The 26406-nt window shown below is 65.6% G+C and carries 21 protein-coding genes and 1 pseudogene; 10 read left to right on the top strand and 12 right to left on the bottom strand.

Annotated elements, in window-relative coordinates; all coding sequences use genetic code 11:
- Window positions 1–5 precede the first annotated feature (5 nt).
- The gene (locus NMP03_RS07390) at window positions 6–473 is read left to right on the top strand and encodes a hypothetical protein (protein WP_256507836.1); all 468 of its coding nucleotides are present in this window, start codon (window positions 6–8) and stop codon (window positions 471–473) included.
- 68 nt (window positions 474–541) lie between these two features.
- Here NMP03_RS07390 and NMP03_RS07385 read toward each other — a convergent pair.
- The 4 genes and pseudogenes from NMP03_RS07385 to NMP03_RS07370 form a co-directional block, all read right to left on the bottom strand.
- A pseudogene (locus NMP03_RS07385) lies at window positions 542–1573 on the bottom strand (glycoside hydrolase family 43 protein); the annotation flags it as partial.
- A gap of 12 nt (window positions 1574–1585) precedes the next feature.
- The gene (locus NMP03_RS07380) at window positions 1586–2620 is read right to left on the bottom strand and encodes an arabinan endo-1,5-alpha-L-arabinosidase (protein WP_406698355.1); all 1035 of its coding nucleotides are present in this window, start codon (window positions 2618–2620) and stop codon (window positions 1586–1588) included.
- 14 nt (window positions 2621–2634) lie between these two features.
- The gene (locus tag NMP03_RS07375) at window positions 2635–3801 is read right to left on the bottom strand and encodes a glycoside hydrolase 5 family protein (RefSeq protein ID WP_256507835.1); all 1167 of its coding nucleotides are present in this window, start codon (window positions 3799–3801) and stop codon (window positions 2635–2637) included.
- A 25-nt stretch (window positions 3802–3826) separates the two neighbouring features.
- A complete protein-coding gene (locus NMP03_RS07370; RefSeq protein WP_256507834.1) occupies window positions 3827–4960 on the bottom strand; it encodes an aldose epimerase family protein in 1134 nt (377 codons plus the stop codon).
- A gap of 219 nt (window positions 4961–5179) precedes the next feature.
- Between NMP03_RS07370 and NMP03_RS07365 the strand changes: the two genes are divergently transcribed.
- Window positions 5180–8011, top strand: coding sequence for a TonB-dependent receptor (locus NMP03_RS07365; protein WP_256507833.1), 2832 nt, complete (start codon window positions 5180–5182; stop codon window positions 8009–8011).
- An 11-nt stretch (window positions 8012–8022) separates the two neighbouring features.
- Window positions 8023–8994, top strand: coding sequence for a family 43 glycosylhydrolase (locus NMP03_RS07360; RefSeq protein ID WP_256507832.1), 972 nt, complete (start codon window positions 8023–8025; stop codon window positions 8992–8994).
- 118 nt (window positions 8995–9112) lie between these two features.
- Here the strand turns inward: NMP03_RS07360 and NMP03_RS07355 are convergent, their stop codons facing one another.
- Window positions 9113–9508, bottom strand: coding sequence for a VOC family protein (locus NMP03_RS07355; protein ID WP_256508051.1), 396 nt, complete (start codon window positions 9506–9508; stop codon window positions 9113–9115).
- A 164-nt stretch (window positions 9509–9672) separates the two neighbouring features.
- The gene (locus NMP03_RS07350; RefSeq protein ID WP_319937632.1) at window positions 9673–10038 is read right to left on the bottom strand and encodes a hypothetical protein; all 366 of its coding nucleotides are present in this window, start codon (window positions 10036–10038) and stop codon (window positions 9673–9675) included.
- Between the two features lie 186 nt (window positions 10039–10224).
- On the opposite strand from NMP03_RS07350, the gene NMP03_RS07345 reads away from it, so the two are divergent.
- Window positions 10225–10830 (top strand): alpha/beta hydrolase, encoded by a 606-nt coding sequence (locus tag NMP03_RS07345; RefSeq protein ID WP_256507831.1) that lies wholly within the window; start codon window positions 10225–10227, stop codon window positions 10828–10830.
- 14 nt (window positions 10831–10844) lie between these two features.
- Here the strand turns inward: NMP03_RS07345 and NMP03_RS07340 are convergent, their stop codons facing one another.
- The 3 genes from NMP03_RS07340 to NMP03_RS07330 all read right to left on the bottom strand — a co-directional run bounded on the left by NMP03_RS07340 (window position 10845) and on the right by NMP03_RS07330 (window position 14160).
- Window positions 10845–11132, bottom strand: coding sequence for a hypothetical protein (locus NMP03_RS07340; RefSeq protein ID WP_256507830.1), 288 nt, complete (start codon window positions 11130–11132; stop codon window positions 10845–10847).
- A 66-nt stretch (window positions 11133–11198) separates the two neighbouring features.
- The gene (locus NMP03_RS07335; protein WP_256507829.1) at window positions 11199–13244 is read right to left on the bottom strand and encodes an NAD(+) synthase; all 2046 of its coding nucleotides are present in this window, start codon (window positions 13242–13244) and stop codon (window positions 11199–11201) included.
- Window positions 13245–13419: 175 nt separating this feature from the next.
- Window positions 13420–14160 (bottom strand): murein L,D-transpeptidase catalytic domain family protein, encoded by a 741-nt coding sequence (locus NMP03_RS07330; RefSeq protein ID WP_256507828.1) that lies wholly within the window; start codon window positions 14158–14160, stop codon window positions 13420–13422.
- 106 nt (window positions 14161–14266) lie between these two features.
- Here NMP03_RS07330 and NMP03_RS07325 point away from each other — a divergent pair, with 106 nt between their 5' ends.
- Window positions 14267–14974, top strand: coding sequence for a L,D-transpeptidase family protein (locus tag NMP03_RS07325; RefSeq protein WP_256507827.1), 708 nt, complete (start codon window positions 14267–14269; stop codon window positions 14972–14974).
- A 144-nt stretch (window positions 14975–15118) separates the two neighbouring features.
- On the opposite strand, the gene NMP03_RS07320 is transcribed toward NMP03_RS07325, so the two are convergent.
- The 3 genes from NMP03_RS07320 to hppD form a co-directional block, all read right to left on the bottom strand.
- Window positions 15119–15499 (bottom strand): Rieske (2Fe-2S) protein, encoded by a 381-nt coding sequence (locus NMP03_RS07320; protein WP_256507826.1) that lies wholly within the window; start codon window positions 15497–15499, stop codon window positions 15119–15121.
- A complete protein-coding gene (hmgA, locus tag NMP03_RS07315) occupies window positions 15496–16776 on the bottom strand; it encodes a homogentisate 1,2-dioxygenase (RefSeq protein WP_256507825.1) in 1281 nt (426 codons plus the stop codon). The genes NMP03_RS07320 and hmgA overlap by 4 nt, the downstream gene beginning before the upstream one ends.
- 134 nt (window positions 16777–16910) lie before the next feature.
- Window positions 16911–17978 carry a 4-hydroxyphenylpyruvate dioxygenase gene (gene hppD, locus NMP03_RS07310; RefSeq protein ID WP_256508049.1) on the bottom strand — a complete coding sequence of 356 codons (1068 nt, stop codon included), beginning with the start codon at window positions 17976–17978 and terminating at the stop codon, window positions 16911–16913.
- A 138-nt stretch (window positions 17979–18116) separates the two neighbouring features.
- Here hppD and NMP03_RS07305 point away from each other — a divergent pair, with 138 nt between their 5' ends.
- The 5 genes from NMP03_RS07305 to NMP03_RS07285 all read left to right on the top strand — a co-directional run bounded on the left by NMP03_RS07305 (window position 18117) and on the right by NMP03_RS07285 (window position 26401).
- Complete coding sequence (locus tag NMP03_RS07305; protein ID WP_256507824.1) at window positions 18117–18893, top strand: ImuA family protein; 777 nt, start codon at window positions 18117–18119, stop codon at window positions 18891–18893.
- On the top strand, window positions 18787–20340 hold the full coding sequence (locus tag NMP03_RS07300; RefSeq protein ID WP_406698349.1) for a Y-family DNA polymerase: 1554 nt from the start codon (window positions 18787–18789) through the stop codon (window positions 20338–20340). The genes NMP03_RS07305 and NMP03_RS07300 overlap by 107 nt, the downstream gene beginning before the upstream one ends.
- Window positions 20337–23747: an error-prone DNA polymerase gene (locus NMP03_RS07295; protein WP_256507823.1), complete on the top strand. Its 3411-nt coding sequence runs from the start codon at window positions 20337–20339 to the stop codon at window positions 23745–23747. The genes NMP03_RS07300 and NMP03_RS07295 overlap by 4 nt, the downstream gene beginning before the upstream one ends.
- A 93-nt stretch (window positions 23748–23840) precedes the next feature.
- Window positions 23841–24515 carry a hypothetical protein gene (locus tag NMP03_RS07290; protein ID WP_256507822.1) on the top strand — a complete coding sequence of 225 codons (675 nt, stop codon included), beginning with the start codon at window positions 23841–23843 and terminating at the stop codon, window positions 24513–24515.
- 188 nt (window positions 24516–24703) lie between these two features.
- Window positions 24704–26401, top strand: a complete 1698-nt coding sequence (locus tag NMP03_RS07285; protein WP_256507821.1) for a hypothetical protein — start codon at window positions 24704–24706, stop codon at window positions 26399–26401.
- Window positions 26402–26406: the final 5 nt, after the last annotated feature.

Genomic DNA, 26406 nt, shown 5'->3' with positions numbered 1-26406 from the left:
CGCGCATGGAGGCATCGATCCTATCCGCCGCGCTCTGGCTCGACGCGATCGGGGTCGGGCCTTGGGTTCGGGGTTCTGCGAACATCTATCCGTGGGCGAACGTCGCGCATGTCCTCGGTGCGATCGCCTTGGTTGGAACGATCGGCGTCGTCGATCTGCGGCTGGCGGGCCTGTGGCGCAGCCTGCCCACCGAACCGCTGGTGCGCGCGCTTACGCCGGTCGCCGTCGGAGGCTTCGCGGTGATGTTGGCCAGCGGGTTGCTGCTGTTCGCGTCCGACGGACCGGCGCTCGCGCGATCGATGACCTTCCAAGTGAAGCTCGCGCTGATTGCGGTGGCGGCAGCGAACGCAGCGATGTTCCGTTGGCGGGCGCAGCGCGGGCACGCGCTTGGCGCAACACGGCTGCTCGCGCTGGTTTCGTTGGCGCTTTGGACGGCGATCGTCGTCGCGGGGCGGATGATCGCGTATAGTTGAGCCGTGGCGCGACCCGCTTCACCTTTTGTGCCGCGATCTTCGGGCTAGCCGTTCGCGCGCCCGACGACGCCGTTCCTTGCAGGCTCGCCGAATATCGGGATTCCCGCGGGATCATACCCGAAATACTGCGCCCGCGTGTGCCGATTGGGATCGAACAGCGGATCGCCCTTGATCGCTTCATAGTCGCGCGCGTGATAGACCAGCACGTCGCGTCCGCGGTCGTCGACGGTGAAGCTGTTGTGGCCGGGGCCGAACACGCCATTGGCGCGCGACGTCGCGAAAACCGGCGTCGGCGACTTGGTCCAGCTTGCGGGGTCCATGATATCGGCATCGTCGCGCGCGCGCAGCATGCCCAGGCAATAGCGCGCGTCGGTGGCGCTGGCCGAATAGGTCATGAACAATTGCCCATTGCGCGCGAGCAGCGCGGGGGCTTCGGCGACCTTGAACCCCTGAATTTCCCACGGCAGCGTCGGCACCGTCAGCCGCGCGGGTTTGGCGGCGAGCGTCAGCGGATCGGCGAGCGGCGCCAGATACAGGTTGCTGTTGGTGTCGATGCCCGGCTCGCGCTGCGCCCACGCCAGATAGCGCGTGCCGCGATGGACGAAGCTGGTGGCGTCGAGGTTGAAGCTGTCCCACGGCGTCTTGAGCTGGCCGAGCACGCGCCACTTGCCCGTAAGCGGATCGGCGCCGTCGCACACTAGCGCATAGGTGCGGATGCGGAACACGTCCTCGCCGCCGCCGCTGGGACCGGCGGCGAAATAGACGATCCAGCGTCCGTCGATGAGGTGGAGTTCGGGCGCCCAGATGAAGCCCGACAGCGGCCCGCTCGCCAGATGCCGCCACAGCACCACTTCGCGCGCGGTCGCCAGCCCCGCCAGGGTCGGCGAGCGACGCAGGATGACCCGGTCATATTCGGGGACCGATGCGGTCATGTAATATTGGCCGTCGTCGTGCCGGAAGATCTGCGCGTCGGCGCGCTGGCGCACCAGCGGATTGGTGATCGCCGGGGCGGGGCGTCGCCGCTGCGCCGCGGCCGCGGGGAGGGCGACCGCTGCGGCAAGCGCGCCGCTGACGAAATGACGACGGGTCCAGGGTAGCATCGTTCAATTCTCCTATCGGGCTTCGGCTATCGGCCAGCCATCGGCGCCCCAGCGCAACCGTGCAATGCGAAGCGTCGCCGCGCCGCGCGCTTCGCGGTCATAGGCGTGGTAGACCAGCCAGTCGGTACCGTCGCCGTCGCGGAACTGCCCGGCATGGCCCGGTCCGCGAAAGCGATCCTGTTCGGGCAGGTCGGCGCGCAGCAGGATAGTGCCGCCGCCTTCGAGCATCGAGCTGCCATCCTTGCCGCGATACGGACCCTGGACGCTGCGCGAGCGCCCGATCACGGTGTAATAGGTGCTCGCCGCGCCCTTGCAGCAATAATCATAGGACGCGATCAGCCAATACCAGCCGTCGCGCGCGAACAGGAAGGGCGCTTCGATCGCCGCCGGCGCGCCCGCGGGGGCAGGCCGCGACGCGAGCGCGAGCGGCTTGGCGGTGGGATCGAGCAGCTTGCCGCTTCGCGGATCGAGCCGAAACAGCTTGAGCCCGCTCCAGAAACTGCCGAGCGCCAGCCAATGCCCACCGTCGGCATCTGCCATAAACGCAGGGTCGATCGCGTTGAAATCGTCGCCGGGGCGCGATTCGACCACCGACCCCTCGTCGCGCCAGCCATAGCCAGGCGCGGCGGGATCGAGCGACGCGCTGGTCGCCAGCCCGATCGCCGACCGGTTCGAGCCGAAGGTGGAGACCGAATAATAGAGCCGGTAGCGGCCATCAACGAGGCTGATGTCGGGCGCCCACAGGTTGCGCGCACCGGGGATCGCCTTGGCGGCCCAATCGGGGATCCGGTCGAAGGGCGCCTTGGCCTTTTGCCAGTCGACCATGTCGCGCGAGCTTCTAGCGGCAATCAGCCCGTGCGGTCCCTCGCCGAAGCCGGTCGAGAATATATGCCAGCGATCGCCGGCGCGGATGATCACCGGGTCGTGGACGGGGGTTGTGTCGGGCGCGGGCGGGCGCGGCGCTTGCTGCGCCGACGCCCCGGTGACCAGGCCCAGCAACCCGCTCAGCACCAATGCCGAGCGGGTGGGCCGGAATGCGCGGCGCAAGGCGGCGGCCGGGTTCAGCGACGCCGCCGCGCCGGAGGCGGCGCAGCGGCCGCGGCTACCGGCACGACACCATTGGGCGCCGCGGCCAGACGGCGGATCAGGTCGGTTTCGGCGGTGCGATAGGGGGTGCCGTCGGCGCGGAACACTTCGTGGAACCAGATGGTCGGCTCGGCGAGCACATAGGGTTTCTGCCAGCTGTCCCACGGGAAGCGCGTCTGTGTCTTCCCGTCGACGAAGCCCCAGTTCATCATCGCGACATTGTAGCGCTTGGCGATCGGCAGCGAGCCGTCGAAGGTCGATCCGTTGCCGCGCGCCATATATTCGGTGCACAGGATCGGGCGGTTGTAGGGTAGCAACTGGCGGATGCGCGCCTCGAAGTTCTCGGGCCAGCTATAATCGTGGAAGCTGATCACGTCGGACTGGCCGAGCTGGAGCTTTTCCATCGCGGTCAGCTTGCCGCCGGTCGGGGTCCAATCGTCGTGCCACCATACGCCTGAGGTGATCGGCTGGCTGGGGTCGGCATCGCGCGCCCATTCGAACACCTGCGCCAGCAGCGCGCGTACCAGCGGCTCCTTGCCCTCCTGGCCCTTATATTGGTCGGCGCCATTGTCGGGTTCGTTCCAGACGTCCCAGCTCAGCACGCGCTCATCGCGGGCGAAGGCCGAGACGACGCCCTGGACATAGGCCTTGTAGCCGGGATGGCGGCGCTTGTCGCGCAGCCCCGCCATCCCCGGACCCTGCACCCAGCCCGAATTATGCACCCCGGGGATCGGCGGGTGCTGCGGTCCGAGCTTGGGATCAGGATCCCAGCAGCTATCGAACAGCACGAACATCGGCTTTATGCCGCGCCGCGCCGCGATCGTCAGGAACTGGTCGATACGGCGCTTGAAGCCTTCGGAATCCTGTTCCCACAGCTGATCGTGCAGGAACACGCGCATCGTATTCATGCCGATGCCTTGCGCCAGCGCGAGCTCGCGATCGATCCGTTCGGGATCCCAGGTCTCGGCCTGCCACATCTCGAGCTGGTTGATCGCGCTGGCGGGGGTGTAGTTCGCGCCGACCAGCCAGGGCTGCTGCTTGTACCAGCCATTGGCCTGCGCTTCAGTCCAGCGCTCGCGCGCCGCCGCCGGCGCCGCGGCGAGCAGGGTCGAGACCAGCAGCCCCGCAAATAGCTTCTTCATCGATCGTTTCCCTTGAATTTGGTCTTCAGCGTTCGACGAACAGACGGTACGACATGACATTCCGATAGGTCTGGCCGGGGGCGAGCCGTACCGACGGGAAGCCGGGCTGGTTCGGCGCGTCGGGAAACAGCTGCGGCTCCATGACGATCGCGTCGCCCATGCGATAGATCTGACCGTTCTTGCCCTTGATCGTGCCGTCGAAGAAATTGCCCGAATAGAATTGCAGCCCCGGTTGGTTCGACCAAAGCTCGAAGCCGCGGCCCGATACCGGATCGACGACGCGCGCCATCAGATGCTCGCTGGGGGTGACCCGCGCACCGATGACCCAATTATGGTCGTAGCCGCGGCCATATTCGATCTGCGGATCGCGCGCGTCGCGCACCCGGTCGCCGATCACGCGCGGCTGGCGGAAATCGAACACCGTGCCGGCGACCGGGGCGTGATTGCCCAACGGGATCGAAGTGGCGTCGGTCGGAGTGTAGCGCTCGGCGGGAATGGTCACGACATGCCCCATCGCGCCGCGCGGATTGCCGACACCGGCGAGGTTCCAATAGGCATGGTTCGACAGGTTGACGACGGTCGGCTTGTCGGTGGTCGCGCGATATTCGATCGTCAGCTTGTTGGCCTCGTCGAGCGAATAGGTGGCGTAGGTGGTGAGCTTGCCGGGATAGCCCATGTCGCCATCGGGGCTGACATAGCGCAGCGTCACCGACGCGGTGGGGCCGCTCTTCACCTCGGTCACTTCCCACAACACCTTGTCGAAGCCGGCGGTGCCGCCATGCAGCGAATTGACGCCGTTGTTGACCGGCGTCGAATAGGCCTTGCCGTCGAGCGTGAAGCGCCCCTTGGCGATGCGATTGGCGACGCGGCCGACCGTCGCGCCGAAGAATTCGGGCTTGGCCAGATAGCCGTCGATCGTGTCGTAGCCGATCTGCACGTCTTCGCGCTTGCCCTGCTTGTCGGGCATCGTCAGCGCCTGAATCGACGCGCCGAGCGCGATGATCGTCGTCGATACGCCGCGTCCGTTCGACAACGTGACCGCTGGAACGTCGCGCCCGTCGGGCATCTTGCCGAAGCTCGATCGCTTCGCGTCGGCGGCAAGCGCCGGGCTCGCCAGGGCGATACTCGCGACCGTTGCCGCCACTGCCGAAATCCGCATCCTCTTTCCTCCCATGTCCCCGGCTATCCGCCGCGGGTGATGATCGCCGCGGCCTCGCCGCTTGTCCCGACCGACCCTAGCGAGGGAGGGGCGTGTCATTCAAGTCGCACTTCGGAATAATATGATAAATGCATATTGCCTGTTGCGGATCGCGGGGATAGTCGATCGATCAATAGCGCACGCGGAGGGCCGACGGAGCGTAAAACGGGGAGACGGTTGATGGGAAGAAAGGCACATTTTTGGGCGTCGGTGTCGCTGATCGCGACGATGTCGCCCTCAGTTGCGTATGCCGGACCGCTGACGTCCGAGCCTGAACCGCAGAACGCGCAAGAAACGCCCAAACCCGTCACCGCGTCGGATCAAACCGCCAATCCTTCGGCGCCCGCGCTGTCAGAGCAAATCAGCGAAACCACCGAAGGCGACATCGTCGTTACTGGCCTCCGCCGCAGCCTGGAATCCGCGCAGCAGGTGAAGCGCAATTCCGACGGGATTGTCGATGCCATCGTAGCCGAGGATATCGGCAAGCTGCCCGACACCTTTGCATCGGCAGCGCTTGCACGGGTTACCGGGGTGCAGGTGACCCGCGGCGGCGGCGAGGCCGCTGGCGTGCAGATCCGGGGCCTTCCCGACATCAGCACCACCTATAACGGTCGCGAGATATTTACGGCTGAAGGCCGGTTCGTTCAGATTCAGGACTTTCCCGCCGGTACCGTCGCTGCGCTCGAGGTCTACAAGTCGGGGACCGCGAACCTGATCGAGGGCGGCATCGGCGGCCAGGTGAACGTGCGCGGCAGGCGGCCCTTCGACTTCAACGGCTTCGAACTCTCGGGATCGCTCAACGGCGTCAATTGGGAGCAATCGGGCGAGTTGTCGTGGAACGGCAACCTGCTGATCAGCGATCGCTGGGAAACCGGCATCGGTGAAATGGGCCTGCTGGTGAACGCCAGCTATGTCGGCATCAACTTCATGGACGCCACCCGCGAACAGTCGCTGGTGATCGGCACCACCAATCCGGACAATGCGCCCGGCACCACTGGCGGCGTTCGCTATCCCGACGCGCAGGGCCTGTTCTATGGTTATGGCGATCGCTTTCGCCCGTCGGCCAATGCCGCGTTCCAGTGGCGGCCGACCCCCGAACTCGAAATCTATGTCGATGGTCTGTTCCAGGGCTATCGCGGCAAGGACGAGAACCGGTTCCTGTTCTTCCCGATCTTTGGTGGCCCCGATTTCCAGCTGACCAACATCCAGCTACGCGACGGTACCAACATCGCGCAGAGCGCCACCGTCACCGGCGCCAATGCTCCGGACGGCTATTATGGATCGGCTGAGGGCAGGACCGATACCTATCAACTCGGCGGCGGCGCGATCTGGAAGCGGGGCGGGCTGCAGATTTCGGGCGACATCGCTTATACCGACAGCACCTACAGCTTCGATCTGGTCAACGTCGACCACGCCTTTGCCAGTTCGCCGGTGCGCGATGTGGTGTTCGAGGTCGATGGCAACGATGGCGGTCCCAGCCTGAACTTTCAGAATTTCGACGTCACCGATCCGGCAAACTTTCTAAGCCGCGGGTTCTTCCAGGAAAATCTGCGAGTCAGCGGCAAGGACGTACAAACTCGCTTCGACGCGCAATATGACTTCGATGGCGGGTTCGTGAAGCGCATCCAGGCAGGTGTGCGCTATAACGACCGCGATGCCGCGCGCGATCGCGGCACCGCGTATATCTTCAACCTACCCGCCGGCATCCCGATCACCGCGCTGCCGGTAAGCACCGAGTCTACCCGCGCGGGCTTCGCCTATAACGATGCCTTCCCGATCCGCACCTTCGCTGCGATTCCTTCGAGCAGCATCCGCGAAAACCTACCCGAACTGCGCGCGTTCTATGGCGCGCCCGAGGGGCAGCCCGCGTTCAACCCCACCGAGAACTTCACCGCGAACGAGAAGTCCTATGCTGCTTATGCGCAGCTGAAATATGGGTTCGACGTCAGCGACACGATGACGATTGACGGGTTGATCGGCCTGCGGGCGGTCAAGACCGAGACGACGATTACCGGCTTCGTCCAGGAGGAACCGACCCCCGGCACCTTCACCTTCACGCCAACGACCGCCGAAAACGACTATGTCGATTATTTGCCCAATGTTAGCGCACGGCTGGGCTTCACCGAAGAACTCCAGATGCGGCTGAACTATACGCAGACGCGCACGCGGCCCAATTTCTTCGACCTCAATCCGACGCTGACGGTCGGGCCGCCGCCCACGATCGATCCGAACAATCCGCCCAATCCCAACGACCCGAACAGCAACCTGCGCAACATCACCGGCGGCAACCCCGATCTCAATCCGCTGACGTCGGATAATTACGACATCAGTCTCGAATGGTATTTCTCGCGCTCGGGGTCGCTAACCGCAGCCGTGTTCCGGCGCGACGCGCAGGGCTTCGTCTCGCGCGTGGCGATCGCGCCCGTCGATGTTGGCTTTGGACCATCACGGCTCGATCTGCCCGAAAATACCGGCAATACCCGCTTCCAGGGCGCCGAATTGGCCTTCACCAGCTTTCTCGATATCGAAGGCCTGCCCGAATGGGCCAAGGGCTTCGGCATCCAGGCGAACGCGACCTACGTCGATTCGCAGGGTGACTTGGCACAAGGCCTAGCCGCATCACCCAATGTCGCCGGACAGCAGGTGCGCTTCAACGGCGTATCCGAATGGTCGGGCAACGTCGTCGCGCTTTACGAGCGGCCGTTCTTCTCGGCGCGCGCGGCGTATAATTATCGTTCGGACTTCGTGCAGTTCTACAGCATCGAACCCCTCGACGTCGGCGCAGATGGTTCGCCGCGCACGCGCGGCGTAGTCGAAAAGGGGCGTGGACAGCTCGACTTTTCGACCACCGTTACCCCGGTGCCGAACATGACGATCGCGTTCGATATCGTGAACGTCCTCGGCAATCCGTTGCGGCGATATCGCGAGTTCAACGATAGCGCCGACCAATTCGCGCGCCAGATCCTGTATCTCGAGCGAACCTACTCGCTCGGCGTGCGGTTCCGCTTCTGATGAGGCCTGTCATGAAACATCGCTTCCTGCCGCTTGCGCTGCTGTGCGGCCTGTCGCTTGCCACTGCGGCATCGGCGGACAATCCGCAGCTCCAGGGTGCCGATCCGCACGCGGTGATGATCGGCGACGAGCTTTGGATTTTCCCCACCGGGGGGCCGGGCGGCAGCTGGGCCGCCGACCGGTTCGGCGCCTTTTCGTCGCGCGATCTCAAAACCTGGAAACCGCGCGGCGAACTGATCCGCCGCGACCAGATCAAGTGGATCGGCGACGACGGCGCCCCCGAGCATTTCCTGTGGGCACCCGGCGTCGCGACCAAGGGCGGCAAATGGTATCTCTATTTCTCGGTCGGGCCGCAAAACCCTACGCCGAGCCGGATCGGCGTCGCCGTCGCCGACCAGCCGCAGGGGCCGTATCGCGATAGCGGCCGGCCGCTGGTGACGGGCGGCAAGGGCTTCGAAGCGATCGATCCGCATGTCTTCACCGACGCGCGGTCGGGGATCAGCTACCTCTATGCCGGGGGCAGCTCGGGGGCGACCTTGCGCGTCTGGGAGATGGGCGCCGACATGATCAGCCTGAAGCGCGAAGTGAAGGTCGCGCAGCCGCGCATGTTTACCGAAGGCGCGTTCATGCACGAGCGCCGGGGCACCTATTATCTGTCGTACAGCCATGGCCGCTTCAACGCCGACGATTATTCGGTGCATTATTCGACCGCGTCGTCGCCGACCGGACCCTGGCGTTATCGCGGGCGCATCCTGGGAAGCGATGCGCGGCACAAGGGGCCGGGCCACCACAGCTTCGTCAAGACACCCGCGGGCGAGGACCTCATCGTCTACCATCGCTGGGAAAACCCCGCCGGCCCGCCGCCCTTTTCGGGCGAGCGCCAGGTCGCGATCGATCGCGTCAGCTATGCCCGCGACGGCCGCATTCTGCCGATCGTCATGACCGACGGCGCCGCGGCGCCAACGCTGAAGGTCGCCCGCTAAGACCGCCGATCGGCCCTCGCCAAGGCCGGAACCCGTAGCGACGCATGGGGCCGGATATCACCGGCCCCATGGCCGGAAAGACGCCAGGCATATCGGGCCAGCACATGGCCCGGGCGCCTTATGCGGGGATGTAGATCCCGCAAAGCTTGTTGCCGTCGGGATCGCGAACATAGGCCAGGTGGATCGTCCCCATCTGGGTCTCGCGCGGACCCGGCAGATCCTCGATCGAGGTGCCGCCGTTGGCGATCGCGGTGGCGTGAAATTGTTCGACCTGCTCGGGCGAGCTGCATGCAAAGGCCACGGTGCTGCCGTTGGCGACCGTTGCAGGCTCATCGTTGATCGGTTGGGTGACGACGAAGTTCGTCCCACCCTCATTGCGGTAGAACAGGCGGGTATGGCCGCTGCCCGCGATGTTCAGCGTCGCTTCGCCATGGCCGAGGATTCCGAGCACCGCGTTGTAGAAACGTTTGGATCGCTCGATGTCGTTCGACCCTACCATCGTGTGAAACAGCAAATTCACTCTCCTCGTTGCTATCGACGCTATCGGCGAATGTGCCGCTCGATCCGCGACGTCGCACAGGGTACGCTAGACCGACAAGCTCCGCGCATCCATCCCATCGCGCCGCCTGCTGGCGATCCGCGTCGGCCCGACCCGGCAAGTCGTGACGTGGCGCGGCGTCAGCCCTGATAGCGCAACGTGTTGGCGAAGCCGTCATTGGCCTTGGTCATCTTGGCAATTTTTCGGAGGTTGGCGCGGACGCTGCGGTCGAAGCGCCGGTCATCATAGATGCCCGTGATCGGATATTCATCGCGAGCCAGCAGCGCCTTTAGCAGTCCGGCGAACGCTGCCTGGTCATCGCCAAGCGCGGCGGCCTGCAGGGTCCGGCAGACCCACTCTTCGGCAGCGGCTTTGTCGAAGTCGTCCTGCGCCGCATATCCGCGCTGGTCCGCCGCCGCTTGGTCGAGCCGCGCAGCCTTGAGGCGGCTGTCCAGCCATCGACCAACGAGTTCACCATTCCAAGCTTTCGACGCGTCGCCCATCATCTTTTCCCATCCTGATCGCGCGCTGCCTATCCGAAAGCTGAGCGGCTGGACACAAGCAGAAAGGGCAAATCGGAACCTCGATGCAAGTCTGGTCGCGACAGGGTGGAAGCTCGAGGCGCATGCGGCGGCGGTGCTTCCCATCGGTTTCCAAAAAGCATATTCTGCGGATACTGCAGGAGACGATCGATGACGGCCACCGCGTGGGTACCCGACATGACCCGACCCTTTGTCATCGGTATCGGACCCGATCTGGGCGGCCTCGCCGAACGCCTGGGAAGCTTCAGCGGACTGCCGCGTTTCGATTGTCAGATCGCGCTGGGCGCGGGCTCGGCGGCGGCGCGCAGCCGCTTCGCCTATCGGCTCGACGCCGCGGTGCGCGAGGCCGATCGATCGGTGTTGCTGATGGGGGCGGGGGTCGCCTGCTCGGCGATTGCTTGGTGGGCGCGCCTCTCGCCGCGGCAATATACCAGCCGGATCGTGGGAGCGTTGTTCCTCGCCCCCGAAGACGGCGATCGCGCCGCTCGCGATGCGTTCGTGTCGCCGCGCGAAAAGCTCGGCTTTCCCTCGCTGATCGTCGACGGACTGGCGATCGACGCCGGTCACGGGCACGCCGCCGCCTTCGCCGATTCATGGGGGAGCCGGATGCTGACCTATGTCGCCGACGAAGCGCCCGCGCTGGGGGCATCGACACCCTGGACCTGGCTGGGGCGCACGATACGCGATTGGACCGGCTCGGTGGTCGAGCACGACGTCAGGCTGGCGGCGTCGCTGGCGGGTCGCTCGCCCGACTGAGCTGGGCGCGCGACCTACCCTAGCCGCTTGCGGTTCGCCGCCACCTTCTTCTTGTAATGCTTCAGCGTCTTCTGCGTCCCCGACAGCGCGGTGGTGCCAAGGCCGCCGGTGAGCATCTGCATCTGCAGCTCGGCCATCGCCTGCATCTTTTCGCTCACCATCAGCTGCGCTTCCTTGTCGGCGGCGGCGCCGCCCACCGCCATCTTGGCCATCCGCATCCCGATGACGGTCGATGCCTCGGCGCCCAGCGTCCAGGCATCGATGCTTGCCTGCGTCCACGCTGCATAGGGCCATTTATACATTTGGGGTTCCCGTGCCGCATGATGCGGCGTTCTCATAACGATCGGCTGCGCGGATGGTTCGCCGGGTCATGGCAGCGCGGCGCGCAATTCGTCCAGCCACACCGTCGCGGTACCGTCCGAAGGCGCACGCCAGTCACCGCGCGGCGACAGCGCACCGGCGGCGGCGACCTTGGGGCCGTTGGGGATCGCCGATCGCTTGAACTGGCTGGTGCGAAAGAAGCGGTCGAGAAACGCCTCAAGCCATTTGGCGATTGTCGGCAGGTCGTACGCATTGCGCGATTCGGCCGGGAAATGCGCGGGCCAGCGGCCGGCATCGGCATCGTGCCAGGCATGTAGCGCCATGAACGCGATCTTCGACGGCGCGAGCCCGTGGCGGACGACATAGTGGAGGAAGAAATCGTGCAGCTCGTACGGCCCGATCCGGTCCTGCGTTGACTGGATCGCGCCATCGGCGCCGGCGGGCACCAGCTCGGGCGAAATCTCGGTCGCCAGGATGGTGTTGAGCACGCGGTTGGTCGCGTCGTCATATTGGCCGGTGCGCTCGGTCCAGCGGATCAGATGCTGGATCAGCGTCTTGGGCACGCCGGCATTGACCGCATAATGGCTCATCTGGTCGCCGACGCCATAGGTGCACCAGCCGAGCGCGAGTTCGGACAGGTCGCCGGTGCCGACGACGATCCCCTCGCGCTGGTTGGCGAGGCGGAAGAGGTAATCGGTGCGGAGCCCCGCCTGCACATTCTCGAAAGTCACGTCATAATGCGGCTCGCCGTCGGCGAAGGGATGGCCGAGATCGCCCAGCATCTGGCGCGCGGCGGGGGTAATGTCGATCTCGGCGCCGGTGATCCCCAGCGCGCGCATCAGCGCCCAGGCGCTCGCCTTGGTCGCCTCGCCGGTCGCGAAGCCAGGCATCGTGAAGCCCAATATCTCGGTGCGCGGCCGCCCCAGCCGATCGAACGCCTTGGCGGCGACGAGCAGCGCATGGGTCGAATCGAGTCCGCCCGACACGCCGATCACCAGCCGCTTCGATCCGCTCGCGACGACTCGCTTGCGCAGCCCCTCGACCTGGATGTTGAAGGCTTCGTAGCAATCCTCGTCGAGCGTCGCGGGGGTATTGGGCACGAACGGAAAGCGGCGGATGTCGCGGCGCAACCCAACATCGGCGAAATCGGGGGCGTGTTCGAACGCGATCCGGCGGAAGCGCGTTTCGGGATGGCCCGCGGCGGCGGCGGCATCGTTGAAGGTGCCCATCCGCATCCGCTCGAGCCGCACCCGCCCGGCATCGACATCGGCGACGACCAGCTCGGTCGCGAGGTCGAAGCGGCCCGAGGTCGCGAGCAGCTCGCCCAGTTCGTGGACCATTCCCTGGCCGTCCCAGGCAAGGTCGGTGGTGCTCTCTCCCGGACCGGTCGCCGAATAGACATAGGCGCACACCGCGCGCGCGCTTTGGGCCGCGCACAGCAGGTCGCGCTCGCGCCCCTTGCCGATGACGATGTTCGATGCCGACAGGTTGCAGCAGATCAGTGCACCCGCGAGCGCACCCGTGGTCGAGGGCGGGGCGGGGGCCCAGAAATCCTCGCAGATCTCGGCGTGGAAGATGAAGTCGGGCAGGTCGCTCGCGGCGAAGAGCAGGTCGGTGCCGAACGGCACGGTCTGGCCGGCGACGTCGATCGTCAGGCCGCCGAGGCCAAGTCCCGAGGCGAACCAGCGCTTCTCATAATATTCGCGGTAATTGGGCAGGAAGCTCTTGGGCACCACGCCGAGGATCCGCCCGCGCGCGATGGCGACCGCGGTGTTGTAGACTCGCCCGTTGCGCCGAAGCGCCGCGCCGACCAGCAGCACCGGGTGAAGCTCGGCGCTCGCCGCGACCACCGCGGCCACCGCCGCCTCGCTCGCCGCGAGTAGCGCGTCCTGCAGGTGCAGGTCGTCGATCGCGTAGCTGGTGAGGTTGAGCTCGGGATAGACCACCAGATCGACGCGCTCGCGGTTCGCCTCCTGCGCCAGCGCGATCGTCGAGGCGGCGGCGGCCATCGGATCGCCGACCATCGCGGCAGGGGTCGCGGCGGCGACGCGGACGAAGCCATGGGTGTGGTGCGAGAAGAAACGGTGGCGCATGCTGCGGGTTTAGGCGCGGGCGTGGCGCAGGCCAAGACAAACCACACCGTTCGTGTTGAGTAGCCGCTGAGCTCGTCGAAGCGGCGTATCGAAGCATCCGCCCGCTTGTGGCAGGGTCCTTCGATACGGGCCTTCGCCTTCGCTCAGTCCCTACTCAGGACGAACGGAAGTGCTCTCAAGCCTTCGCGGCGTAGATCAGCGCGCCTTCGCCCAGATGGTTGAACACCTGCTGCAACCGCGCATCGCCCACCGCGAAGCAGCCCTGGCTGCGCCCCAGCTTGCCGTGGATCGCCAGCATCTCGGCCTCGGCATACCAGGCACCGTGGACGACGATCGCGCGCGCCAGCGCATTGTCGTTGGTCGGATCGAGCCCGAGCAACCGCTGCGATCGGCCATGCTTGCCGACATAATAGTCGCTCGTGGCAAACGCGCCTTCGCACGATGCGTTCGATCCATCGACGTTCGAGAAATGCTGCAGGAAGCCGGTGTGGCGGGGGTCCGAGCCGCTGCCATGCGCGACCAGCAGATCGGTGACGCGGCCATTGGCGACATCGACCAGGTGCATCCGCGGCGCCGCCGACCCCGCGCCGAAATCGACGACCGCGATCCGGTCGCGCTTGGTGATGCTGCGGCGATGCGTGTCGCGCGCCGCCAGCGCGCGTTCGAGCAGCGGTCGCCGCACCCCCGCGATCCGGCGCGGATCGAACTTCGGTGCGACATAAGGAGCAGGGGCGGGAGGCCTCGACGCCAGCGGCTCGATCCCGCGCCCCGCCATGCGATCGACCGGCGCGCGGACGCAGCTCGGTACCGCCAACACTGCGCCTGCCACCAGGCTGCCGCGTAAAAGCGTGCGCCGCGAGGCCGATTTGGTTAGCAGGTTGTTTACCTCTTCCGAGGTTTGATTTACGCCATACATACGGAGGCTATAGCAGATGAAGGTAAAGCCTTTGGGTGGTTTCGCGGTTTCGTTGCGCGGTCTGGCGGGTAACCACCACGGCTCGTCTCGCCCGCAACGACTTGGCATGGTTAATGCGTTGTTCATTGCGATCGGCTTGGTCGCAGCGCCGCTCGACACGGTGCGCGCACAAACCAACGTCGAATCGCGCGCTGCGGCCTTGCAGGCGGGCGAATATGTCTGGCGCGAAGACGCCGCCACCACCGGCGATGTCGCGATCGTCATCAGCCTGCCCAGCCAGCTCGCCTATGTCTATCGCGGCGGCAAATTGGTCGGCATCTCGACGGTATCGACGGGCAAGCCGGGCAAGGATACCCCAGTGGGCGCCTTCACGATCCTGCAAAAGAAGGTGTTCCACCGCTCGAACCTCTATTCGGACGCGCCGATGCCCTTCATGCAGCGGCTCACCTGGACCGGCATCGCGCTCCACGCCGGCGATCTGCCCGGCTATCCGGCGTCGCACGGCTGCATCCGCTTCCCCGCCGCCTTTGCCGAGCGGTTGTTCGACCTAACCAGGATGGGCGGCAAGGTGCGGGTGATCGATACCGCAGTCGACGGCGTACTTCCGCGCGCCGCGCCACCCGAGATTGCGGTGCCGCCGGTGCTGATCGCCGATCGCGGCGTCCTCACCGGCCCCGGTGCCGACGATCGCGTGCTGGCAAGAGCGGCACCGTTGCCGCGGATCGAGCTGGCGAACGAGGATGTGCGGTTCGCGGTGTATGATGCGGTGTTCGCCAAGGGCTATGGCGCCAAGGGCGGCGCGCGGAAGCGGTAAGCCTGTGAGGGGGAGGATAACCTTTCCCGTCCGTTCGCCCTGAGCCTGTCGAAGGGCCGGCCCGAACTCTCCCAGCGCGTGACCGCCGAAAGCGCAGGACGACCCTTCGACAAGCTCAGGGCGAACGGGGAAGGGAACAGCGCGCTATCCAGTCGCCGCCACCCCCGTCACGATCATCCCCGCCTCGACCACCAACGGCCACGCCCCCAGCCGCGCCCCCACGCACGGCCCGCCGACGCATTCGCCATCGTCGATCCGAAACAGCGCCCCATGCCAGGCACACGCGATCAACCCGCCATCGGGGGTCAGATACGCATCCAGCGACTGCGCCAGCGGCACCTGCATATGCGGGCAGCGATCGACATAGCCGACCACCTCGCCCCCCCGCCGCACCGCAAAGCCATGAAACCGCCCTGCGCGCATCTGCACGACGAAGCTGCGCGCCGCGCCATCGGCGATCAGGTCGAGCGCGCCCAAAGTCACCCCCGCCGGGGTCGCGAACACCCGCGTATCGGCAGCGCTCACTGCGGCAGCTTCGCCTTGGGAAAGTCGTTCCACACCGCGTCGTAATCGAGCTGCGCGCGATCGAGCGCGGTTTGTGTCGGGCGATATGGCCAGCAGCTTTCGAGCATGAACGCCATCGTGCCGTCGATCTTGTGCGGCTTCAGTTCAGCCGCGCTCGCGGCCTTCCACGTCGCGACATCGGGGCCATGCCCCGACATCAGATTGTGCAGCGAAATGCCCCCCGGCTGGAATCCCTCGGCCTTGGCGTCATACGCCCCCTGGATCAGCCCCATCGCTTCGGACATCACGTTGCGGTGGAACCAGGGGGGGCGGAAGCTGTCCTCGGCCACCATCCAGCGCGGCGGGAAGATCACGAAATCGGCATTGGCGCGGCCCGCCACGTCGCTGGGCGAGGTCAGCACGGTGAAGATCGACGGGTCGGGATGGTCGAAACTGACGGTGTTGATCGCGTTGAACCGCGCCAGGTCATAGCGCCAGGGGCCAAGATTGCCGTGCCACGCCACCACGTCGAGCGGCGAATGGTCGATCGTCGTCGTCCACAGCGATCCCATGAATTTCTGCACCACCTCGAACGGCTCGTCGCGATCCTCGTACCAGGCGACCGGCGTCTCGAAATCGCGCGGGTTGGCCAGGCCATTGGCACCGATCGGCCCCAGATCGGGCAAGCGAAAGAAGCTGCCGTGATTCTCGCAGACATAGCCGCGCGCCGCGCCATCGGGCAGCAGCCCGCGAAACCGCACCCCGCGCGGGATCAGCGCGATCTGCCCCGGCGCGACGTCGATCCGCCCGAGTTCGGTCAGCAGCGCCAGCCGGCCATGTTCGGGGACGAACAGCATCTCGCCGTCGGCGTTCATGAAGACGCGCGCGTCCATGTCGCGGCTGGCGGCATAGACGTGCAGCGCGACGCCGTTGAGGCTGGCGGGGTCGCGGCTGGCCATCATCGTCGTCATGCCGTCGATCAGGTCGACCGGGGCTTGCGGCAGCGGCAGCGGGTCCCAGCGTAGGCGATTGGGCGCGAGCGGCGCATCGCTGGTACCGGGGGCGAAATCGGCCGCGCCGGTGTAGCGCACGAACGGCGGATGTTCGGCGGTCGGCCGCATCCGATACAGCCAAGATCGGCGATTCTCGTGGCGCGGCGCGGTGAAGGCGGTGCCCGACAATTGCTCGGCATACAGCCCGAACGCCGGCCGCTGCGGCGAATTGCGCCCGATCGGCAGCGCGCCGGGGATCGCCTCGGTCGAGACGTGATTGCCGAAGCCGGGGAGGTAATGGGTCATGGTCGCCTCTCTATCACCCGCCGGCCCGTCGGTCCCGGCAAAGCCGTGCCCTATGGGCCGGCTCTGCCGTGCCGGCCGGTCGACGGCGGCGCCTGCGCGCCGCATCTCGCGCCAAGCTGCGCTTGGCACGTCGATCAGGCGTCGACGGTCACCACACCCCGGCGGATCTGGTCGAGCTCGATCGACTCATACAGCGCCTGGAAATTCCCCGCGCCGAAGCCTTCATTGCCCTTGCGCTGGATGATCTCGAAGAAGATCGGCCCGAACATATTCTCGGTGAAGATCTGCAGCAAAATCCCCTCGTCGCCGGTGTCGCCGTCGATCAGGATGCGGTTGCGCTTCAGCCGCTCGACATCCTCGCCATGCCCCGGCACGCGCTTGTCGATCAGTTCGTAGTACGTCTCGATCGTGTCCTGCAGCTTCACCCCGCGCGCGCGAAGCTTTTCCACCGTCGCGTAGATGTCGTCGGTGGTGAAGGCCAAATGCTGGATGCCTTCGCCATTATATTCGCGCAGATATTCCTCGATCTGGCTCTTGTCGTCCTGGCTTTCGTTCAACGGGATCCGGATCGCCTTGTCGGGGGCGATCATCGCCTGGCTGAACAGCCCGGTCGCCTTGCCCTTGATGTCGAAATATTTCTGCTCTTCGAAGCCGAAGATCGCGGCATAGAATTGCGACCATACCCGCATCTGCCCGCGCCGGACATTGTGGGTGAGGTGATCGAGCAGGTCGAGCCCGACGTTGTTCGCCGCCTCGGCCTCCGCCGCCCCCTCGACCGGGGTCCAGTCGTCATACAGGCTGCCGCGCGCGCCGTGGCGATCGACCAGGTACAGCATCGATCCGCCGATCCCCTGCAGCGCATAGCCTTCGCCCAGCGCGCCCTCGGCGGCATCGGCCGCGCTCGCGCCGCGCTCGATCGCTGCATCGAACGCCGCCTTGGCGTCCTGCACGCGGAACGCCATCCCGCTGGCCGATGGGCCGTGCGCCGCGCGGAACTCGGCGGCATGGCCGGTCGCTTCGCGGTTGAGCAGGATGTTGATCCGCCCCTGCTTGTATCGAACGACGTCGCGCGTCGGATGCACCGACGCCGCGACGAACCCCATCGCTTCGAGCTGGCCCGCCATCCGATCGGGATCGGCCGAGGTGAATTCGCAAAATTCGAAGCCGTCGAGGCCCATCGGGTTCACGTCCATATGATCCATGGTCGGCATCGCTCCTAAACTGGTAACAGTTGTTACTATATGCCCGTTGCGGCGGCGGGGGTCAATCGCCCGCGCGGGGGCAGGGCGCGATTGACTCGGCTCGGCGATCGGCGCGATAAGAACATATAGTGAACAATTATGACCGAGTCGTCCGCCTTGAGCGACCTGCGCCGCAGGATCGCCGCGATCGAGCCACCGCCCTCGATCGCGTCGACGTGCGTGGCGACCGGTCATGCCGCGATCGACCTGGCGCTGGGCGGCGGGCTGGCGCGCGGGCGGGTGCACGAGGTGTTCGCGCTCGATGCCGCCGATGCGAGCTGCGCGGCGGGGTTCGCGGCGATGCTGGCGCGGCGGCTGGGCGGCGGGATCGTGTGGCTGCGCGAGGAAACCGCCGATCGGCAGGGCGGGCAGCTCCATGCCGCGGGGCTGGTCGAGATCGGTATCGACCCCGACCGGCTGATCCTGGGGCTGCTGCCCGATCCGCTCGCGGTGCTGCGCGCGGCTGCCGATGTCGTGCGCTGCCCCGATGTCGGGATCGCGCTGATCGAATTGTGGCGCGATCCGCGCCGGCTCGATCTCACCGCAAGCCGGCGGCTGGCGCTGGCGGCCGAGGAATCGGGGGTCACCGCGATCATCCTTCGGATCGCCGCCGAACCTTCGCCCAGCGCCGCGCAGACTCGCTGGGCGGTGCGCGCGGCGGCATCGGTGCCGCTCGCCGCCGATGCGCCGGGGCATCCCGCGCTCGAAGTCGAATTGTTGCGCCAGCGTGGCCGCGCCCAAGGCGGGGTCTGGCGAGTGGAGTGGGATCGTGAACAAGCAAGCTTCCGCGCGCCGGCGCTATCTGGCGCTGTGGTTTCCCTTCCTGCCGGTCGATCGGCTGGTGCGGATGGGGGTGCCCGATTGCGACGTGCCTGATGATTCGCCGTTCGCGCTGGTCGAAAAGGATCGCGGCGCGATCCGCCTTGTCGCGGTCGATCCGCGTGCGCAGGCGCTGGGGCTCGCCGCCGGGCTGTCGCTCGCCGATGCCCGCGCGCGCGTGCCCGAGCTTGCGGTGTTCGATGCCGATCCGGTCGCCGATATCGGCTGGCTCGAACGGCTGGCCGACGGGTGCGAGCGCTACACCCCGATGGTCGCGCTCGATTCGCCCGACGGGCTGACGCTCGACATCACTGGCGCGGCGCATCTGTTCGGCGACGAGGCCGGATTGCTCGCCGATGTCGAGGCGCGGATGGCGCGCTGGACCGGGCATCTGCGCCATGCCTTCGCCGGCAGCCCCGAAGGCGCGCAGGCGCTCGCGCGCTTCCAGACCGCGCCTGCGGCGAGCGAGGATGCGGCGCTGCGCCGGCTGGGGGTCGAGGCGCTGCGGCTCGACGACGAGACCGAGACCGCGCTTCGCCGCGCCGGGCTCAAGACGCTGGGCGATCTGGCGGTGCGCCCGTCTGGTCCGGTGTCGGCGCGCTTCGGCAAGGACACCACCGACATGCTCGCGCGGGTGCTCGGCTCGTCCGACAGCCGCATCTCGCCGCGCCGCCCGCCGCCAGCGATGCTGTTCGAGCGCCGCTTCGCCGAGCCGATCGCGCGGACGCAGGATGCGCTCGCGGCGATCGGCGATCTGGCGCAACAGGCCGCGACCGAGCTCGAGGAGCGCCACATGGGCGGCCGCCGCTTCGCCGTCCGGCTGTTCCGCAGCGATGGGCGGGTGTTCGATCTCGCGGTCGAAAGCGGCCAGCCGCTGCGCGATGCCGCGATGCTGGTGCGGCTGTTCGGCGAGCGCGTCGATTCGCTCGCCGATCCGATTGACCCCGGCTTCGGCTTCGACATGATCCGCCTGGCGATCCCCGCGATCGAGCCGCTTGCGCCGACCCAGCTCCAGCTCGAAGGCGGGACGATCAGCGAAGAGGCGATGGCGGCATTGGTCGATCGCCTCAGCGCGCGGCTGGGGCGCGGGCGGATCCGCCGCTTCGCCACGCGCGACACGCATATCCCCGAGCAAGGCGTGCTGACGCTCCCCGCGGTCGATACCGGCACCCCTGCCGCCTGGGACAGCCCCGAGCCCGGCGAGCCGCCGCTTCGTCCGCTCCACCTGTTCGATCCGCCACAGCCGATCGAGGTGATGGCCGAAGTCCCCGACGGCCCGCCGCATCGCTTTCGCTGGAGGCGCACGCTGCACGACATCACCCGCTTCGAGGGGCCCGAGCGGATCGCCTCCGAATGGTGGCGGCGCGCCGACAATGGCGGGCTGACGCGCGATTATTACCGGATCGAGGATTCGCGCGGCCGTCGCTTCTGGGTGTTCCGCCACGGCCTCTATGGCCGCGAAGCCGCCGATCCGCGCTGGTATGTTCACGGCTTATTCGCATGACCGGGTTCGCCGAACTCGGGGCGGCGACCAACTATTCGTTCCTGCGCGGCGCGTCGGCACCGTCGGACATGGTTGCGCAGGCCTTCGCGCTCGGCATGGCGGGGATCGGGATTGCCGACCGCAACAGCGTGGCGGGGGTGGTGCGCGCGCACGTCGCGCTCAAACAGGCGCGCGCCAAGGCTGCCGAGGCGGGGCTGGGTGAGATCGACTTCCGCCTGGTCGTCGGCGCGCGGCTGGTGTTCGCCGACGATACCCCCGACATCCTCGCCTATCCCGCGACGCGCCACGGCTGGGGCCGGCTGACCCGGCTGCTGACCTTGGGCAATCTGCGCGCGCAAAAGGGCGGCTGCGTGCTGCGGCTCGAGGATCTGCTGGCGTATAGCGAGGATCTGCTGCTGATCGTGATGGCGACCCCAACGCTCGGTCCCGTTCGCGCGCCACCCGTCGAACCCAAACTAACCCTGCTTCGTCACCCCGGACTGGTTCCGGGGTCCACCTCTCCACCACCCACGCCAGCGGTTGGCGCACGCTGGACCCCGGAACTAGTCCGGGGTGACGATGGGGTGGGGGGCCAGGAACGCATCCTCGCCGCCCTCCAGTCCGCCGCCCCCGGCCGCGTCTGGATCGGCGCGACCATGCACCGCGCGGGCCGCGACCGCCGCCGCCTCGCCGCGCTGATCGACCTCGCCGCGCGCACCGGGCTGCCGCTGCTCGCCACCAACGATGCGCTCTACGCCACCCCCGATCAGCGCCAGCTCCACGACGTCCTCACCTGTATCGAACAGAAGACGACGATCGCCGCCGCCGGGCGCCGCCTCGCCGCCAATGCCGAACGCTATCTCAAGCCCGCCGCCGAAATGGCGCGGCTGTTCCGCGATTGCCCGCAGGCGGTGGGCGAAAGCCTGGCCCTGCTCGCCCGCATCGTCTTCACCCTCGACGATCTGCGCTACGAATATCCGCACGAGCCGGTGCCCGAGGGCTGGCAGCCACAGGCATGGCTCGAGCATATGGTCGTCGAGGCGGCGCACCAGCGCTACGGCGCCGATCTGCCCGCCGATGTCCGCCGCCGATTGGCCGAGGAATTCACGCTGATCGCCAGCCAGAACTACGCCTATTATTTCCTCACCGTCCACGATCTGGTCCGCTTCGCGCGCACCCGCGATCCGCCGATCCTGTGCCAGGGGCGTGGCTCGGCGGCCAATTCGATCGTCTGCTTCCTGCTCGGCGTCACCTCGGTCGATCCGACCGAGCACGACCTGCTGTTCTCGCGCTTCGTGTCCGAGGAACGCCACGAGCCCCCCGATATCGACGTCGATTTCGAGCATGAACGCCGCGAGGAGGTGATGCAGTATATCTATGCCCGCTATGGCCGCGAGCGGGCAGGGATCGCCGCGACCGTCATCCATTATCGCCCGCGCAGCGCCGTCCGCGAAGTCGGCAAGGTGCTGGGCTTTTCGGAGGACGCGACCGCGCGGCTGGTCGGCACCGTGTGGGGCAGCTTCGCCAGCCGCATGGAGGAGCGCCGCTTCACCGAATCGGGCTTCGATCCCGCCAACCCGCACGTCGCGCGGCTACGCAGCCTGGTCGACCAGATCCTCGAATTTCCCCGCCATCTCTCGCAGCATGTCGGCGGCTTCATCCTCACCCAGAACCGGCTCGACGAGACCGTGCCGATCCACAATGGCGCGATGGCCGACCGCACCTTCATCGAATGGGACAAGGACGATATCGACGCGCTGGGGCTGATGAAGGTCGACGTCCTCGCGCTCGGCATGCTCACCTGCATCCGCAAGGCGTTCGCGATGATGCGCGAGCACGGGCTTGGCGATCACGACCTCACCGTCGACATCAAGGCCGACGACCCCGCAGTCTACGAAATGCTCGACAAGGGCGACAGCATCGGCGTGTTCCAGGTCGAAAGCCGCGCGCAGATCAACATGCTCCCGCGCCTCAAGCCGCGCTCGCTCTACGACCTCACCGTCCAGGTCGCGATCGTCCGCCCCGGCCCGATCGAGGGCGACATGGTCCACCCCTATCTTCGCCGCCGCAGCGGGATCGAGAAGGTCGATTATCCCTCGCCCGCGCCGCCGCACGACCCCAACGAGCTTCGCACCCTGCTCGGCAAGACCTTCGGCGTGCCGCTGTTCCAGGAACAGGCGATGAAGCTGGCGATCGTCGCGGCGGGCTTCACCCCGGGCGAGGCGAACCAGCTGCGCCGCGCGATGGCCACCTTCCGCAACCATGGCGGGATCGACAAGATGAAGGACAAGCTCGTCGATGGCATGACCGCGCGCGGCTACGAACGCGCCTTTGCCGAGCGTTGCTATCGCCAGATCGAGGGGTTCGGCAGCTATGGCTTTCCCGAAAGCCACGCGCTGTCGTTCGCGCGGCTGGTCTATGTCTCGTCGTGGATCAAATGCCATCAGCCCGCGGTGTTCACCTGCGCGCTGCTCAATTCGCAGCCGATGGGCTTCTACGCCCCCGCGCAGCTCGTGCGCGACGCGCGCGAACACGGCGTCGAGGTGCGGCCGATCGACATCAACGCCAGCATCTGGGACAATGATCTGGAGGGCGGCCTCAGGCAGCCGGGGCAGGGCGCGCTCGCGATCCGGCTGGGCTTTCGCCAGATGGACAGCTTTCGGCAGGCCTGGGCGCAGGCTTTGGTCGCCGCCCGCGCGCATGGCCGCTTCGACAGCGTCGAGGCGCTCGCGCGCCGCGCCGATCTGCCGCAGCGCGCGCTTCGCCTGCTCGCCGATGCCGATGCCTTCGGCTCGCTGGGGCTGGGGCGGCGGCAGGCCTTGTGGGAGGCGCGCCGCACCCCCAGTGGCGAGCTGCCGCTGTTCGCCGCCGCGCGCGCGCGCGAGCTTGCCGACGAACCCGATATGGCGCTGCCCGCCATGGCGGCGTCGCAGGAAGTCGCGATCGATTACCAGACGCTTCGCCTGTCGCTGAAGGATCATCCGATGACCTTCGTGCGGCGCACGCTCGATGCCGAGCGCGTCGCCACCTGCGCGCAGACCAGCGCGGCCAAGGCGGGCACAAGGCTTCGCACCGCGGGAATCGTGCTGGTCCGCCAGCGCCCCGGCAAGGGCAATGCGATCTTCGTCACGATCGAGGACGAAACCGGCGTCACCAACGTCGTATTATGGGCGCGCCTGTTCGAAACCTATCGCCGCGAGGTGATGACCGCGCGGCTGATGCTGGTCGAGGGCGAGGTCCAGCGCAGCCCCGAGGGCGTCGTCCACCTGATGGGCGCCCGCGTGATCGACCGCACCGCATTGCTCGACACGCTGGGCGACGCCGCGCCCCCGACGACGCTATCGCGCGCCGACGAAGTCGCGCGGCCGGTGTATGATCGGCATCCGCGGGATGTGCGGGTGCTGCCGAAGTCGCGGGATTTTCATTGAGGTGGGGTAATGTCCTGTGGGAAGCGGGCAGATCAAGTACCTGCCTTCTAAAGCGCCGAACGCCTGTAAATCGGTTAAAAAGGGTTTACACTGATGGCCATGAGCAATGACAGCGACCAAAACTTTGCGACCGCAGCCGATCTACAGACAGCTGACCGGCCGCGAGAATTCGGCGACTATGTTAAGGAACGTCAGGCCGTGCAGGCTGCCATGGTTGCGGTGATTGGAGCGATCACACAAACACGAATGAACGAGATCGTTCCCGAAGAAAACGTACGCCGTTTTATGCATGGGAGAGGCTGGAGTTCGCCCGCCGTACCGGAACGCGCACCTGAAGAAATGGTCACCATTCAAGACGAGTGGGCCATTGCTTGGCAGGATATCGCCGACCACGATCTCACTATCATACCCAAGACAATCCTTGGTGTTGCTGGAAGTATGGCTGAACAACAGATACAACACGTTTTCCAATCCGTATCTCGCGTCTGCGAAGAAAGTGGAAACACTGTCCAGGGGGGCAACCGTCCTTTGCCGGATGCCTTTATGGAAATGCTTGAAAAGATAGAGTTCGGTGTTGGTCCAGACGGTGATATTTCTATGCCCTCGATTTATGTGGCGCCCAATATGGGTCAGCGCATTCTCACTGAATTGCAAAGCCAATCCCCGGAGTATCAGGCCAAAGCGGAAGCGTTGATCGAAGGAAAAAAGGCATCAGCTATTGCTAAGGAGCAGGAGCGACTTCAGCGATTTAAGGCTTTTCGACCGTGAACCGGCGATGCTTAATCGCTATAGGGTGTGACCAGTACGACGAGGAAAACCTGTTATCAGGTGCGGAGGGAGACGCCTGCCGCGTTTTTAACATGCTTATGATGCCGGAAGTCGGAGATTATGACCCCTTATGGTCACGCTTGCTAATATCTCCCACCCTATCAGAGGTACGCGTAGCGATTCGAGAGGTGTTAGACTGGCCAGAACAGATAGAAACGCTGACTGTATTTTTCGCTGGTCATGGCGGTGTAAAGGCTGGCACATTTTACCTGCTACCGCGCGACGCATCGTCGCGGTTATTATCTGCCACTGCGTTGTCGGCGAGCGAGCTGCTTTCTATTATTGCTGAAGCAGCTCCCCTTCAAACCAACCTTATTGTCGATGCGTGTCAAGCCGGGGGCGTATCGGGTGATATTAGGGCGTTGCTGCGACCCGAAGACCTTGGCGCAAAAAACACTCCGGGCGTTACTGTTTTGGCAATGGCGGCGCGCGATCAGTCGGCCATGGAGGTTGATGATGCCGGTATTGGCACTTTCGCATTCCTAAACTGCATTGAAGGTAAAACGTTCGTTTCAGACAATCGGCCTACGTTAGATTTGCTGGAGATCGGCACACGTGTAGCTGAAGTTTTAGCAGCAGCAGGAGAGCAGTCGCCTGTCCTTTGGGGGCTCAACCTATTTGGGCCGAGACGGTTTTGTCGCAACCCATCTTTCGGAGGAGGAGGCGGCCCGCTGAGAGCTACATTAGGCGATTGGCTCGATTCTGACACTCAAGTAGCGGTGGAAGCTGCGATGTCAGACCTATGGCGCATATGGGACCGCCTCGACAACGCGGAATGGTCGCCGCGTGAGGTTATCGACGGCTTGGGCCGAGTGTTAGCGACGCTTCCGACAGGCAACAGTCGCGCCCAACTGTTGGAGAGGCTCAACGCTGCGGGAAAGCTAAAAGCCGATAGCTCACTGGATCGCCTTCGCACCTTAGATGTCACCGCCTCAATCATTGTTGCGGCCCTACGCCATGCCGGTGAGGCTGCAGTTGCGGCTTCAATAAAAAGCTTGGCCACTGAGGCTGCGAACGAGGCGGAGCGGGTGGTGGCCGAAGCAACCATCGCAGTTTGCGCGGACCGCTACGCGCTTCTCACGCGAGCTGGGGGTATTCCAGACCTCTTTTTACTCCCGTTACGTCTCACGCGCCTCTTGGGGTGGGCTGCAATGGTCTATCATATCCGAAGCGAGAACGACGAAGTTGCGGATTGCGATTTGCTTCGGCGATACATTAACGCGATTTTGGAACAGCTTCCGTCATCTGTCGTGGCGATCAGTGATGCCCAAGCCGCTCCCTTAGTGTGTGCACTTTCAGCCGCTTTTCAAGGTGGTGCTACCGCTGAGGCCGAGATGCTCTTGGGAACTCTCTTCAATTCTGCGATTCGTTATAAGGGTCTCTTTGCATCGCCGAGCATCGACCCGAAGGAAATTCTTCGATTTCTTATTGCCCGCCAAACGGGGGTCGCTGATCAAGTTCGGCCGTCACTGGCTCGGCCTACGGAGCTTTTGACCATATTGTTGCGAGGGGCTGCGCTATTTGGCTTGGAAGACGCGTTCGATCCTTGGCTGATTCAGTTTGATGGCACGGACCTCAATGCCTTCCTTCCTGCAGCATATGAAGAATTCGGCGACGACACGATAAGGGGCGGTGTGAATGCAGGATACCGCATTGGCACAGACATTTTTACGGTGAGCGAATTGGAAGCAGTTTGGCAATCTGCGCCCACCCCTATCAAAGGCGAGGGCCTGATCGCTGTGTTTGCAGCATTACTGCTACCTGATCGAACCCCTTGGTTCCTGATGCCTAAGCAACTGCCTTATTCTGCCAAGTCAGTCCTGTAGGTAAA

Source organism: Sphingomonas qomolangmaensis, assembly GCF_024496245.1.
Classification (GTDB): Bacteria; Pseudomonadota; Alphaproteobacteria; order Sphingomonadales; family Sphingomonadaceae; genus Sphingomonas; species Sphingomonas qomolangmaensis.
The sequence above is the reverse complement of the archived record's forward strand: the minus strand, read 5'-3'. Positions and strand labels throughout refer to the sequence as shown.